The 13,500-nt window shown below is 67.3% G+C and carries 14 protein-coding genes; 7 read left to right on the top strand and 7 right to left on the bottom strand.

The genetic code is table 11. The features are described 5' to 3' along the window. Positions 1–373: 373 nt before the first annotated feature. Entirely contained in the window at positions 374–754 is a 381-nt protein-coding gene (locus ACVOLJ_RS20365) for a DUF4124 domain-containing protein (RefSeq protein ID WP_481564947.1), read from the bottom strand. 80 nt (positions 755–834) lie between these two features. On the opposite strand from ACVOLJ_RS20365, the gene pssA reads away from it, so the two are divergent. From pssA to rimI, 3 genes are read left to right on the top strand one after another with little or no spacing between them, the layout of a single operon-like run. Then, positions 835–1,611, top strand: a complete 777-nt coding sequence (gene pssA / locus ACVOLJ_RS20360; RefSeq protein ID WP_475279321.1) for a CDP-diacylglycerol--serine O-phosphatidyltransferase — start codon at positions 835–837, stop codon at positions 1,609–1,611. Between the two features lie 53 nt (positions 1,612–1,664). Next, the gene (locus ACVOLJ_RS20355; RefSeq protein ID WP_481564948.1) at positions 1,665–2,120 is read left to right on the top strand and encodes a hypothetical protein; all 456 of its coding nucleotides are present in this window, start codon (positions 1,665–1,667) and stop codon (positions 2,118–2,120) included. Continuing rightward, positions 2,117–2,614, top strand: coding sequence for a ribosomal protein S18-alanine N-acetyltransferase (gene rimI, locus ACVOLJ_RS20350; RefSeq protein WP_475279320.1), 498 nt, complete (start codon positions 2,117–2,119; stop codon positions 2,612–2,614). The genes ACVOLJ_RS20355 and rimI overlap by 4 nt, the downstream gene beginning before the upstream one ends. 113 nt (positions 2,615–2,727) lie before the next feature. Here rimI and ACVOLJ_RS20345 read toward each other — a convergent pair whose 3' ends face one another. From ACVOLJ_RS20345 to ACVOLJ_RS20325, 5 genes are all read right to left on the bottom strand, one after another. Further along, positions 2,728–3,549, bottom strand: coding sequence for an EamA family transporter (locus tag ACVOLJ_RS20345; protein ID WP_481564946.1), 822 nt, complete (start codon positions 3,547–3,549; stop codon positions 2,728–2,730). A gap of 108 nt (positions 3,550–3,657) precedes the next feature. Continuing rightward, positions 3,658–6,486, bottom strand: coding sequence for a valine--tRNA ligase (locus ACVOLJ_RS20340; RefSeq protein ID WP_481564945.1), 2,829 nt, complete (start codon positions 6,484–6,486; stop codon positions 3,658–3,660). A gap of 33 nt (positions 6,487–6,519) precedes the next feature. Then, positions 6,520–6,711, bottom strand: coding sequence for a YqaE/Pmp3 family membrane protein (locus tag ACVOLJ_RS20335; protein ID WP_126929743.1), 192 nt, complete (start codon positions 6,709–6,711; stop codon positions 6,520–6,522). Between the two features lie 24 nt (positions 6,712–6,735). Next, entirely contained in the window at positions 6,736–7,161 is a 426-nt protein-coding gene (locus tag ACVOLJ_RS20330; RefSeq protein ID WP_025879359.1) for a DNA polymerase III subunit chi, read from the bottom strand. 97 nt (positions 7,162–7,258) lie between these two features. After that, complete coding sequence (locus ACVOLJ_RS20325; protein WP_481564944.1) at positions 7,259–8,737, bottom strand: leucyl aminopeptidase; 1,479 nt, start codon at positions 8,735–8,737, stop codon at positions 7,259–7,261. A 104-nt stretch (positions 8,738–8,841) separates the two neighbouring features. Between ACVOLJ_RS20325 and lptF the strand changes: the two genes are divergently transcribed. The 3 genes from lptF to ACVOLJ_RS20310 are packed head-to-tail and all read left to right on the top strand — an operon-like array spanning position 8,842 to position 11,954. Further along, entirely contained in the window at positions 8,842–9,924 is a 1,083-nt protein-coding gene (gene lptF, locus ACVOLJ_RS20320) for an LPS export ABC transporter permease LptF (RefSeq protein WP_475279316.1), read from the top strand. Beyond that, positions 9,921–11,027: an LPS export ABC transporter permease LptG gene (gene lptG / locus ACVOLJ_RS20315; RefSeq protein ID WP_475279315.1), complete on the top strand. Its 1,107-nt coding sequence runs from the start codon at positions 9,921–9,923 to the stop codon at positions 11,025–11,027. The genes lptF and lptG overlap by 4 nt, the downstream gene beginning before the upstream one ends. Before the next feature lie 54 nt (positions 11,028–11,081). Next, entirely contained in the window at positions 11,082–11,954 is an 873-nt protein-coding gene (locus ACVOLJ_RS20310) for a hypothetical protein (RefSeq protein WP_475279314.1), read from the top strand. Positions 11,955–12,040: 86 nt separating this feature from the next. On the opposite strand, the gene ACVOLJ_RS20305 is transcribed toward ACVOLJ_RS20310, so the two are convergent. Then, positions 12,041–12,529, bottom strand: a complete 489-nt coding sequence (locus tag ACVOLJ_RS20305) for an RDD family protein (protein WP_481564943.1) — start codon at positions 12,527–12,529, stop codon at positions 12,041–12,043. Positions 12,530–12,585: 56 nt separating this feature from the next. Between ACVOLJ_RS20305 and ACVOLJ_RS20300 the strand changes: the two genes are divergently transcribed. Then, positions 12,586–13,500, top strand: a 915-nt coding sequence (locus tag ACVOLJ_RS20300; protein ID WP_481564942.1) for a site-specific tyrosine recombinase XerD, incomplete at its 3' end; no start/stop codon positions are given.

Genomic DNA, 13,500 nt, shown 5'->3' with positions numbered 1-13,500 from the left:
GGTTGCGGGGGACGCTGCAAGTACGTCCATGTAAGCTCGGTCGCGCCATCCATGGCGCTCACGCCCCCGCAACCGGACCCACCCCGCCTTCGACAGGTTCATGCAGCTGTTGGTGGGTGCCGACCGTTGGTCGGCACGGGCTCTGACCCCAGTTTGAATGTCGATATCTGACAGAAGAATCGTGTCGACCAAGGTCGACACCTACCAAAAGCAGCGAGTACCAGCCGCCCCCGGAATCTGTCAGAGGCGGGGCGGCGTGTCCTGCAAGCCCACACCGCCCCGCCAACCCACGGGATGCCGCTTTTGACCTTGACGTTGAAGTTGCCCTGGCCTGGAAGCAGGTGCAGGGCTGCAAGCCCTGCCGAACAACCCCTTAACCCGCCGGCGGGCAGTAGGCCTTGATCGCCGCTTCGGCCAACCCCTTCTGCGCGCTGCGCTGTTCAGCCGTCAACGCGGTATCGGCCTTGCCGTCGCCGTTGGTGTCCTGCATCACCTGGCCCTCGCCCTGCAGCAATGCCACGTTGGCCCGGGCGGTGGTGCACTGTTCGGGCACCGGCGCCGCTTCGGCCGGGGCTGCGCCGGCGTCGGCCTGGGCAGGGCGCGCCTGCTGGCGGGTCTCGTATTTGGCCCCGGCCGGCGGCGTTTCCGAATACTGGGTCACGCCCTTGGCGTCCTTCCACTTGTAGACGGGGCCGGCCAGTACGTTGGCACTGGCCAACAGCAGCAGGTATCCCAGGCAGGACAGGGCACGCATGGCAGACTCCACGGAATGGGTGTAGAACGCCGATTGCAGCATTGGTCCCGACCGCTGGCAAGTCGATTAAACTGGATTCCATGGACCCGATCACACCGCCGCCGCGCTCGCGCACGATTTACCTGCTGCCCAACCTGTTCACCACGGCCGGGCTGTTCTCCGGCTTCTACGCGATCATCGCGGCGGCCAACGGCGATTTCGTCAACGCCAGCATCGCTGTGTTCGTGGCGGCGGTGATGGATGGCCTCGATGGCCGTGTCGCGCGCTTGACCGGCACCAGCAGCGAGTTTGGAGTGCAGTACGACTCGCTGGCCGATCTGGTCAGCTTCGGCATGGCGCCAGCGCTGGTGATGTATCACTGGTCCCTGTCCGAACTGAAGTACGACAGCGAGCTGCTCGGCCGGCTCGGCTGGTCGGTGGCCTTCCTGTATGCCGCCTGCGCCGCGCTGCGCCTGGCGCGTTTCAATACCCAGGTGGCGGTGGTCGACAAGCGCTGGTTCGTCGGCCTGGCCAGCCCAGCTGCTGCCGGACTGATGATGTCCTTCGTCTGGGCCTTCGCCGATGGCACCCTGGGCTGGAACGGCAGTGAGCTGCGCTTCGTCGCGCTGGCGGTAACCATCGTTGCTGCGCTGCTGATGGTCAGCCGCATCCGCTTCTGGAGCTTCAAGGGCGGTGCCGCCAAGGGCACCCGCACCGATCGCATTCCCTTCCTGGCACTGGCTCTGGTGCCGATCGCCATTGCCATTGCGGTCATCGACCTGCCACGTGTGCTGTTTGCCGTGGGCATTCTCTACGCACTGTCCGGCCCGGTCATGTGGGCCGTACAGCGGCTGCGCAAGAAGCCCGAGGCCGCGTGAGCCAGGACCTGCCCGTGCTGTGGTCTCCGGCCCAGCAGGCCTGGCTGCAGGCCATGGGCTATACCGTCTATCACGATGGCCAGTTGGCGGCCGAGCTGGACGCGGCACTGCAGCTGAGCGTGGCGGAAGCCAACGCGTCGATGCCTGCGCCGGTCGAGCCGGCACGCAGGGCGCCGCCGGCGATGGCGGCCGAACGCAACCAGCACCAACCCGCGCCCGAGCCGCAGTCCGGGCACGCACCGGCACGCGCGGCGGCACCGGTGGCAGCGCCGGATACCGCGCCGACCGCATCCCGTCCGCTGCCCAGCGGCAACGCACGCCAGCCGGTGGTGCGCTTGCCCGATCGCCTGCAGATCGCGCTGTTGCGCGCATCGGGCTGCAATCCCAACGATCCGGCCACGCAGGCGCTGATGGACAGCTGGCCGCTGGAGCAGCTGCGCCGTGATCCTGCGGCCAAGCGCGCGCTGTGGCCGCAACTGCGTGCCCTGCGCAGGCACGGCCCTGCATGAGTGCGGTCAGCCAGCCTGGACCGGTGGCGATGCGCGCACTGCGTGAGAGTGATCTCAATGCAGTGATGGCCATCGAAGTGCGCGGCTATCCCTATCCCTGGACACGCGGCATTTTCCTGGATTGCCTGCGCGCCGGTTACCCCGGCCTGGCCATGGAGCGCGATGGCCTGCTGATCGGCTATGGCGTGCTGAGCATCGCCGCCGATGAAGCACACGTGCTGAACATCTGCATCGATCCGCTGGTGCAGTCGCGCGGCCTCGGTCGCCAGCTGCTGCGTGCCCTGGTTCGCCTGGCAGGCGATCGTGGCGCGCAGCGCGTGTTCCTGGAAGTGCGCCCGTCCAATGCGCCTGCGCTGGCGCTGTACCACAGCGAAGGCTTCAACGAGATCGGTCGACGGCCGCGTTACTACCCGGCCGCGCAAGGGCGCGAAGATGCGCTGGTGATGGCGATCGAACTGGTGGATGGCGAGCTGGAGACGATGCCGCCGCTGTAGCGGAGAAGGGTTGCCGGCCAGCGGCCGGTACTACCGACGGGTCTCCACTGTGATCGATGTGATCGACATATCGCCTGCCGTGGTAGATGCCAACCCTGGTTGGCACGCTTTCCTCACGCCAGCCGCAGCGCCAGTACGCCGCCCACGATCAGCGCGGCTGCCAGCCAGCGTGCACGCGGTACCTGCTCGCGCAGCACCAGTACCGAGATCAGCAACGCAAACAGGATCGATGATTCGCGCAGCGCCGACACCATCGCAACCGGCACCTGGGTCATTGCCCACAGTGCCATCGCGTACGACGCGGTGGTGCCGACGCCGCCTGCCAGGCCCAGCGGCCAATGCCGGCGTGCGTACGCCAGCAGCTCGCCACGGCGCCGATGCAGCGCCCACAATGGCAGTGGAATGCCCGACAGCAGGAACAGCCACAGCGTATAGCTGAGCGCATCGCCGGATTGGCGTGCGCCCTGTGCATCGACCAGCGTGTAGGTCGCGATCATCGCTGCAGTCAGCAACGGCAGGCGCAGTTGACCGCCGCGCGCACCCAGCGCCATGCACAGGATGCCGCCACTCACCAGCAGTACGCCGATCCACGCCACCGCGGGCAGATGCTCGCCCAGTACCGCACCGGCCAATGCCACCAGTATCGGCGCGCAGCCGCGCATCATCGGGTACGCCAGGCTCATGTCCACCTGCTGGTAGCAGCGCGCCACCAGCCCGTAGTAGGTCACCTGCAGCAGCACCGAGGCACCCAGCCATGGCCAGCTTGCGGCGGCGGGGAAGGGGAGCAGCGGCAGGATCAGCGCAGACAGCAGCGCGGCACTGCCGGTGACCAGCACGGTGCCGAGGAACTTGTCCGGCCCGCGCTTGACGATCGCGTTCCAGCTGGCATGCAGTGCGGCCGCAGCCAGGACCAGCAGGAAGATGGAAAGAGGCATCGATCGATGATGCCATGCCGTACAAAAGGAAACGCCGGGCATTGCCCGGCGTTTCCGATTCCACCGTGGTAGGCGCCAACCCTGGTTGGCACGCACCCGAGCGCGGCGTTACAGCTTCGCGCGCTGCTCGCGCAGGCCGGCCAGCTGGGTGTTCCAATCGACCAGGCGCACGCGCTCCTGCTCGACCACCGCCGGTGGCACCTTGTCGGAGAACTTGGCCAGCTTGGCCTCGCTCTTTTCCTGTTCGCCTTCCACGCGCTTGATCTCCTTGTCCAGGCGCGTGCGCTCGGCGTCCAGATCCACCAGGCCTTGCAGCGGCACCAGCAGCTTCAGTTCACCGACGATGGCGGCCGCCGCCGGCGGTGCGCTCTGTGCGTCTGCCAGCCACTGGATGCTGTCCAGCTTCAGCAGGAACGACAGCGAGGCGCTGAATCGTTCAATGCGCACGCGGTCCTGCTCCAGCCCGGCCAGCAGGCGCAACGGCACCAGCTTGGACGGAGCCACGTTCAGTTCGCTGCGCACGCGGCGCACCGCGCTGATCACTGCCTTCAACCATTCCACGTCGGCCTCGGCCTGGACGAAGTCGCCCTCGAACTCGGCGGCGGTCGGGTACGGACGCAGCGACAGCGTGGTCTCGGCCAGGCCCAGGCGCGGGGCCAGCTGCTGCCACAGCTGTTCGGTGATGAACGGGGTGAGCGGGTGCAGCAGGCGCAGCAGCGCTTCCAGCACGTACAGCAGGGTATGACGGGTGCTGTCGGCGTCGGCCGCATCGCTGCCATTCAAGGCCGGCTTGCTCAGTTCCAGGAACCAGTCGCAGAACGCGTTCCAGGCGAACTCATACAGGCACTGCGCCAGCAGATCGAAGCGATAGGCGGCGAAATGCCCCTGCGCTTCGGCAGTGGTCGCGGCCAGTCGCGAAAGGATCCAGCGCTCGGCATCGGTACGCGGCGTGGGCACGCCACTGAACGCTGCACCTTCGGTGTTCATCAGGGTGAAGCGGCTGGCGTTCCACAGCTTGTTGCAGAAGTTCTTGTAGCCCTCGGCGCGGTTCATGTCGAACTTGATGTCGCGGCCGTGGGTGGCCAGCGCGGCGATGGTGAAGCGCAGCGCGTCGGCACCGTGGGCAGCGATACCGTCCGGGAATTCCTTGCGCGTGGCCTTCTCGATCTTTTCCACCATGCGCGGCTGCATCAGGCCGCCGGTGCGCTTGGCCACCAGGTCATCAATGGTGATGCCGTCGATGATGTCCAGCGGGTCGAGCACGTTGCCCTTGCTCTTGGACATCTTCTGGCCCTGCCCGTCGCGGATCAGGCCGGTGAAATAGACGTCCTTGAACGGCACCTTGCCGGTCAGGTTGTCGGTGGCCATGATCATGCGCGCCACCCAGAAGAAGATGATGTCGAAGCCGGTGACCAGCACCGACGACGGCAGGTAGCGGTCGAAGCCACGCTCGGCCATCGCCTGCTCGTTCGGCCAGCCCAGGGTGGAGAACGGCCACAGCTGCGAGGAGAACCAGGTCTCCAGCACGTCGCTTTCCTGGCTCAGCACGACGTCGCTGCCGAGGTTGTTCTTCGCCCGCACTTCGTCTTCGCTGCGGCCCACGTAGCAGTTGCCGGTGGCGGCATCGAACCACGCCGGAATGCGGTGGCCCCACCACAGCTGACGGCTGATGCACCAGTCCTGGATGTTGTTCATCCAGTGGCGGTAGGTGTTGATCCAGTTGGGCGGCACGAAGGAAATGCTCCCGTCCTCGACCAGCGCCAGGCCGCGCTTGGCCAGCTCGTCCATCTTCACGAACCACTGGTCGGTCAGGTAAGGCTCGATCACCTGGCCGGTACGATCACCACGCGGCACCTGCAGCTTGTGTGCCTTGGTCTCGACCAGGATGCCCAGGTCTTCCAGTTCGCCCAGCACGGCCTTGCGCGCGTCATAGCGGTCCAGGCCCTGGAAGCGTTCCGGCGCGTTTTCGTTGATCGCCGCCACCGGGGTGAACAGGTTGATCATCGGCAGGCCGTGGCGCACGCCCACCTGGTAATCGTTGAAGTCATGGGCCGGGGTGACCTTGACCACCCCGGTGCCAAAGGCACGGTCGACGTAGTCGTCGGCGATCACCGGCACGCGGCGGCCGGTCAGCGGCAGCACCACGCTCTTGCCGATCAGGTGCGCATAGCGCTCGTCTTCCGGGTGCACCATCACCGCGGTATCGCCCAGCAGGGTTTCCGGACGGGTGGTGGCAACAACCAGGTAGTCGCGGGTCTCGCGCAGGGTTTCCGCGCCGTCGGCATCGCGCTCGACGTGCTCGTAGCTCAGGCCCTCATCCAGCGTGTAGGCGATCGACCACAGGAAACCGTCTTCCTCGGCGCTCTCCACTTCCAGGTCCGAAATCGCCGTCTTCAGCACCGGGTCCCAGTTGACCAGGCGCTGGCCGCGGTAGATCAGGCCCTGTTCGTGCCAGCGCACGAAGGCCTCGATCACCGCTTCGGACGGCTGCGGGTCCATGGTGAAGGTGCTGCGCGACCAGTCGGCCGAGGTGCCCAGGCGGCGCATCTGACGCTCGATGATGTCGCCGGACTGCTGCTTCCATTCCCAGACCTTGCCGATGAAGCCCTCGCGGCCCAGCGAATCGCGGGTCTCGCCGTTGCCTTCCAGCGCCAGGTTGCGGCTGACCACCATTTCGGTGGCGATGCCGGCGTGGTCGGTACCGACCTGCCACAGCGTGTCGTAGCCGCGCATGCGGTGGTAGCGCACCAGTGCATCCATCAGGGTCTGCTGGAAGGCGTGGCCCATGTGCAGGGTGCCGGTCACGTTCGGTGGCGGCAGCAGGATGGTGTACGGCTCGCCCGTGCCGGACGGCTTGAAGTGGCCGGCCTTCTCCCAGGCCTCGTAGAGGTCGGTCTCGAAGGACTTCGGGTCGTAGCTGGAGGCGAGTTGGGTCATGCAGGGGAACCGGTAATCAAGGCGGAGGGGAGATCAGCGCGACCCGAGGGCGCGCCGGATCTTCTGATCGGTGTGGTACTGGCTGACCGCATAGGCGGCCCAGATCGCGGCGGGCAGCCAGCCGATCAGGGTGATCTGCAGGATCAGGCAGACGATGCCGGCAAACGGCCGGCCAATGGTGAAGAAGGACAACCAGGGAAGGATCAGGGCGATCAGCAGGCGCATCAAGGGGACCTCGCAGGGCGGCGGTTACATGTCGTGCTTGTTCAGGTCGTAACCGGCGGTCTTGTACTGCCGCCAGCGTTCGCGCAGCGGTTCGCGCGCTTCCGGGTCGGCCGGGACCACTTCCAGCACGCGCTCGCACTGGCCCAGCCAGGGTTCGTCGCGCAGGTTGATCACCAGCGGCCGTACCGGCGCCTCGCCCCCGGGCGGAGCAATCAGCACCAGCGCTTCTTCCTCGTCCACGTCTTCACCCACGATCTGGTGCGGAATGTAGGCATCGTCGTCGAACGACCAGAGAAGTTCGTCGAGTTCCTCGGCCTGGGCCTGGTCGCGGGCCAGCACCAGGGTGAACAGGCCGGCGTCGTTGGCCTTGCGCGCCAGCTCACAGACCAGGCGCAGCGGCTCGGTCAGGAATCGGGGCTTGGCGATCAGGTAGAAATCGGCGCGGGGCATGGCGGCATCCAGGTGAGGCAGGAGCCCATCGATGCCGGTTCACGGCAGGATGGGCGAGGCCCCGGCCGGCGGCTGCCGGCCAGGGTCAGGTACAGCATCAGGCGCGGGCGACCTGGTCCAGCAGCCACTGGCTCAGCAGACCGACCGGACGGCCGGTGGCCATGCCGCGCTTGCCTTCGTCGCTGGCGACGCCGGCGATGTCCAGATGGGCCCAGCGCTGGCCTTCGGCGAAGCGCGACAGGAAGCAGCCGGCGGTGATCGCACCCGCCCAGCGGCCGCCGATGTTGTAGACGTCGGCGAAGCTGGAATCGAGCATCGGCTGGTATTCGTCCCACAGCGGCAGGCGCCACGCGCGGTCGAACACCTGCTCGCCGGCGGCCAGCAGCTCGTTGGCCAGGTCGTCATGCTTGCTCATCAGGCCGGCGGTCTGGTGGCCCAGGGCGACCATGCAGGCGCCGGTGAGGGTGGCCACATCGACCAGCGCCTGCGGCTCGAAGCGCTGCGCGTAGGTCAGCGCGTCGCACAGGATCAGGCGACCTTCGGCGTCGGTATTGCCCACTTCGATGGTCTTGCCCGACATCGAGGTGATGACGTCGGACGGACGGTAGGCATTGCCGTCGATGGCGTTTTCCACCGCCGGGACCACCACCACCAGGTTCAGCGGCAGCTTGGCCTTGACCGTGGCGACGAAGGTGCCGATGACGTTGGCGCCACCGCACATGTCGTACTTCATCTCTTCGATGCCGCCCTGGGTCTTCAGGTTGACGCCACCGGTATCGAAGGTGATGCCCTTGCCGACCAGCACGTAGGGCTTGGCGTCGCCGCCGCCGTTCCACTTGAGCACGACCAGGCGCGGGCGGTTGGCCGAGCCGCGGGCCACCGCCAGCAGCGAGCCCATGCCCAGCGCGTCCATCTGCGTTTCGTCGAGGATCTCCGCTTCGGCGCCCTCGTGTTCGCCGGCGAACTTCACACCCACTTCAGCCAGGTAGGCCGGGGTGCAGTAGTTCGGAGGCAGGTTGCCCAGTTCGCGGGCGAACTCGACGCCGGCGGCAATGGCCTGGCCCTGGGCCAGCGCCTGCGCGTCATCACCGGCGATGGCCAGCTGGGTCAGGCCGGCATCGTCGGCCTTCTTCTTGCCCAGAGTGGCGGTGTAACGGTAGGCCGCGTGGTCGGCGGCGATCACCGCCTGGCGGATCGCCCAGGCCGCATCGCGGTCCTTCACGGCCACCTCGGACAGGGTGAACAGCGCGCTGCGGACCGCGCCGGCCTTCAGCGCGCGTACGGCATCGCCGACCGCCTTCAGGTACTGCGGCACGCCGAAGCGGGCGGCATCGCCGAGGCCGACCACCAGCACGCGCGGGGCGGTTACGCCCGGCAGGTCGTGCAGCAGGGTGGTGGCGCCGGTCTTGCCGGACAGGTCGCCGCGCTGGGCCAGGGCCGCAAGACGGCCACCGCTGGCGGCATCCACTGCCTGCGCAGCCGCAGTCAGGGTATGGTCGGCATAGGCGCCGACGACGAGGCAATCAACGGCGGCCGAAGCCGCGGCGAGGTGGTTCAGGGTGAATTCGAGAGCCATTGAGCAGATTCCATTGGCAAGTCCGTACAATCGCGGACCGTTTACGCCCAGACGCTAGACTGGGCGGCACCGCGAACGAACCTGAGAGTTTAAACCACCGCCCCATGTTGAAGCTCGACCGCTATCTATTGGGCGATTTCGTCCAGAGTTTCCTGGCTACCCTGATCGTCCTGCTGGTGGTCAGCGTCGGTGGCGTGCTGGTGGACATCCTCGGCAACATCGCCGATGGACGGCTGCCGGCCAAGCTGCTGTTCTCCCAGCTGGGCCTGCAGTTCATCGTCTACATGCCGCTGATCCTGCCGCTGGCGCTGATGCTGGGCCTGCTGCTGGCCATCGCCCGGCTCTACCGCGACTCGGAGATGGCCGTCATTACCGCCATCGGCGTCGGCCCCAAGCGCCTGCTGAAGCCATTGCTGCTGCTGGTGCTGCCGGTGGTGGCGGTGGTGGGCGCCTGTTCGCTGTGGCTGGGGCCCTGGGCCCAGCGCACCGCCGAACAGATGGTCCAGGATGCCAACCGCAGCGTGCTGATGGCCGGCCTGGAGCCGGGCCGGTTCACCCCGCTGCCCAACGGCGGCGTGGTGTACGTGGCCTCGATCTCGCCCGACGGCAGCCAGCTGGGCCGAGTGTTCCTGCAGCGGCAGAAGGAGGACCGCCTCGAAGTGGTGTCCGCCGCCAGCGGCCGCATGTACTTCGAAGGCGCCCGCCAGCGCTTCCTGGAACTGGATGACGGCCACCAGCTGGAGGGCCCGGTTGCCGGCGCGCTGGACTACCGCCTGGCTACCTTCGCCCGCAACGACGTGGCCCTGCCCGATGGCAGCGAGGCCCGCAAGGGCGATGACCCCGAGCTGATGCCGACCATGGCCCTGTTCGGTGATGCGCGGCCGCAGGCGCAGGCACAGCTGCACCGTCGCCTGGCGCCGCCGCTGATCGCCCTGGCCTTCGCCCTGCTGACCGTACCGCTGGGACGCAGTTCGCCGCGCCAGCAGCGCTACGGCCGGATGATGCTCGCGCTGCTGGCCTACATGGTGGGCACCAACATGATGTTCATCGGCAGTGGCTGGATAGCCAACGGCCAGATTCCGCCGGCGCTGGGCCTGTGGTGGCTGACCCTGCCGCTGCTGGCACTGGCCGTCTGGATGTATGTGCGCGATGGCCGCATGGCCCGCCCGAAGGGAGCCCGCGCATGATGCTGCGACCGATGCGTTTCGATCTGTACCTGGGCCGGGCGGTGCTGGGCACGGTGCTGCTGACCTGGGCGGTGCTGGTCGGCCTGGATGTGCTGATGGCGTTCTCCGGCGAGTTCAAGGACATCGGCAAGAACGGCTATTCGCTCGGCCATGCTGCAGCATGGGTGCTGTACACCGTGCCGCGCCGGGCCTACACCATGTTCCCCACCGCGGCGGTGATCGGCGCGCTGATGGGCCTGGGCCAGTTGGCCGCGACGTCCGAGCTGACCGCCCTGCGCGCGCTGGGCCTGTCGCGCCGGCGGCTGAGCGTGTCGGTGGCGATTGCCCTGTCACTGCTGACCGGGCTGATGGTGATCAGCGCAGAGACCCTGGGCCCGTGGGGCCAGAACCGCGCCGATTCGCTGAAGATGAGCGCCAAATGGGGCACCGACATCGCGGTGGCGCGCTATTCCGGCCTCTGGGCGCGCGAGGGCGATACCTTCCTCAACGCGCAGAGCGGCGAAGAGCAGCTGGTCGGTGACAAGGGCACGCGGCTGATCCTGCGCGATGTGCGCTTGTACCGCATCAACGAGGATGGACGGGTCGGCACCCTGACCCATGCAGCCACCGCCGAGCATGACAAGGACGGCTGGGTGTTGACCGGCGTGCGTCGCGATACCTTCGCCGAACGCTCGGCCACGCGCCAGGAAGTGGCACGCGAGCCGTGGAATTCCAAACTGGACGCGGGTGCACTGGCCACCGGCATCGCCAAGCCGCGCAACCTGAGCGTGTCCGAGCTGAGCACCAGCATTGCCTACCGCGAGCGCAACGGGCTGGACGCGCGCGATTACGAAGACGTGTACTGGAGCCGCTGGTTCTATCCGTTGAACGTGCTGGCGCTGTGCCTGGCGGCGGTGCCGTTCGCATTTGGTTCGCTGCGCAGCGGTGGCATGGGCAAGCGCCTGTTCCTGGGCATCCTGTTCGCGTTGGCGTTCTGGCTGCTGCAGCTGTTCTTCGGGCGCATGGCCGGTGCGTTGAAGTTCGATTACCGTATTGCCTATGCGTTGCCGCCGATCGTGATGCTGGCCGTTTCCGGATTGTTGTTCCGGCGCAAGTCGGGCTGACATATGTGGCGCCGGGCGATGCCCGGCTGTTGTTGTTACTTTTCAAGGACGAACATGACCTTCCCACGCCTCATCCCGTGTCTTGCTGCCGTGCTGCTTTCGGCCGGCTGCAGCAAAGCGATCGACTTCGAGATCGACAACCCGACCGACGCGCCGCTGACCCTGTCGATCGACCAGCAGCAGCACACGCTTGCACCACACACGACCATGTCACTCACGCTTGAGCCCGGCCAGTACCGGCTGCAGAGCGAGAAGATCGGCAACGTGCGCATGGTTGTCTATGCCGACGGCATCGGTGGGCTGATCAACCCGGCCCTGGCCGAATACGTGATCGTGACCGAGCAGTACGTGACCAGCAAAACCAATACCGGAAACCTGGCTTCCAAGGTTGAACTGAATGGCGTGGAGATCGAAGGGCCGTACGTGAAGGCCACCGGCCTGTTCATTCCGCGCCGGTGGGATGTCGGGCTGCAGGGTGAGCTGCCCACCACGGTGGTGTCCAACAGCCCGGATACGTCCTCCGACTACCGGACCAAGCTCTACAACGTGCCGGGATTCTTCGAGTACCTGGAAGCCGAAGAAGATCTGAAGGAGGCATTCGGGCCGGGGGGGTACCAGACGCCGCAGACCCCGGTGGCATTCACCGCCGCCCAGCTGCCGGAACTCCCCGCTGCCTATGAGGCCCAGGGCAAGCCGATGCGTGAGCTGTATGCGCAGTACCTGGCGGCAACCGATGCGGGCGAGCAGAAGCGCTTGAAGAAGGCGAGCCTGAAGCTGTGGCAGGACTTCGGCGCCACCCGTGGCAAGCTGAGCGGGCAGGTTGCGGTGGCCGACGACGTAAAGGCCAACGCGTTTTCCCTGGCGTTCTTCGAGCTGTGGACGCAACCGGCGGTGATTCTGCCGGATGCCACGACGGCCGGCGGCTGATGGCGTCCGCCGGGCACGGGCCCGGCGCCAACCCTGTCCGCACGATGGAGTGGCGCCGGGTCATGCCCGGCGTGGCGGGAAACCGATCAGCGCTTCGGCATCCGCCGCAGCCGAGTGCCGCTGGCGCGGTCATGCCAGGTCAGCCGTTGACGGTCGATCAACGCCCACCAGAAGCCGAGGCCGCCCAGCAGCAGCGACAGCGTGGCCACCGCGTACCGCAGCCATAGCTGGCTGCGCCGCAGCGGGGTGCCATCGGCCGATTCCAGCGTCAACCGCCATGGCCGCATGCCCAGCGTCTGCCCGCCGCGGCCCCAGCTGGCCGTGGCATAACAGCCGGTGATCGCCCAGCACACCGCCCACAGCAGCCATTGCCACACGCTGAAGGGGGCGATGTTTTCGCGTTGCGCATGGCCACTGAACGTGTAGGCAAGCGTGAAGGCGGTGCCGGCCAGCATCCACAACGCCAGCACCGGCAGTGCGTCGTAGATCATCGCCAGCACGCGCCACAGCAGCAGCGCACGCGGACGGGGCGTTTCGGTGGCGGCGTGGGCCGCATCGGTGGCGGGGCTCGACATGCCCCGAGCATACGCAATGCTGGCCGTGCCCGCAGCCGGCCTCGTATCCTGCACGCATGGCCGTCATTTCCACTCCTGCGCAACGCCGCGAACTGGTACTGCAGCTGCCCGAACTGCGCGGCGACGACAGCGTGCGCATCCAGCGCTTCCTCGATGCAATCTGGGCCGAGAACGGTCTGGCCCGCGCCACCCTGGACAGCTACCGGCGCGATCTGGAAGGACTGGCGCGCTGGATGGATGGCCGCGACGGCGGTCTGGCCGGCATCGAGCGCGCCGGCCTGTTCGATTACCTGGCCTGGCGCACCCGCCACAACTGGTCGCCGCGCAGCAATGCACGCCTGCTGTCGGCCCTGCGCGCCTTCTTTGCCGATGCCGTGCGCCGCGGCGAGCGCAGTGAAGACCCCAGTGCGCTGCTGGATCCGCCGAAGCTGCCACGGCTGCTGCCCAAGGCGCTGGCCGAGAGCCAGATCGATGCGTTGCTGGCGGCGCCGGACATCGACAGTCCACTCGGCCTGCGTGACCGCGCCATGCTGGAACTGATGTATGCCGCCGGCCTGCGCGTGAGCGAACTGGTGCTGTTGCCTGCCACCGCGGTGAACCTGCGCCAGGGCGTGCTGCGGGTCACCGGCAAGGGCAGCAAGGAGCGGCTGGTGCCACTGGGCGAAGAGTCGCAGCACTGGCTGGAGCGCTACCTGCAGCAGTCGCGGCCGCAGCTGGTGGGGAAGGGCAGGGTGCAACCGCTGGCAGATGGACAGACCCCGCTGTTCGTGGAGCCGACCCTGCACGGGCTGACCCGGCAGGCGTTCTGGCACCTGGTCAAGCGTTATGCGCAGCTGGCCGGCATCGACCCGGTGCGGATCAGCCCGCACGGCCTGCGGCACAGTTTCGCCACCCATCTGCTGAACCGTGGTGCCGACCTGCGCGCGCTGCAGATGCTGCTGGGCCACAGCTCGTTGTCGACCACTCAGATC

The sequence above is a fragment of the Stenotrophomonas sp. STEN046 genome, from assembly GCF_056759755.1.
Note: the sequence above shows the minus strand (reverse complement) of the source record. Positions and strands in the feature narration are given on the sequence as shown.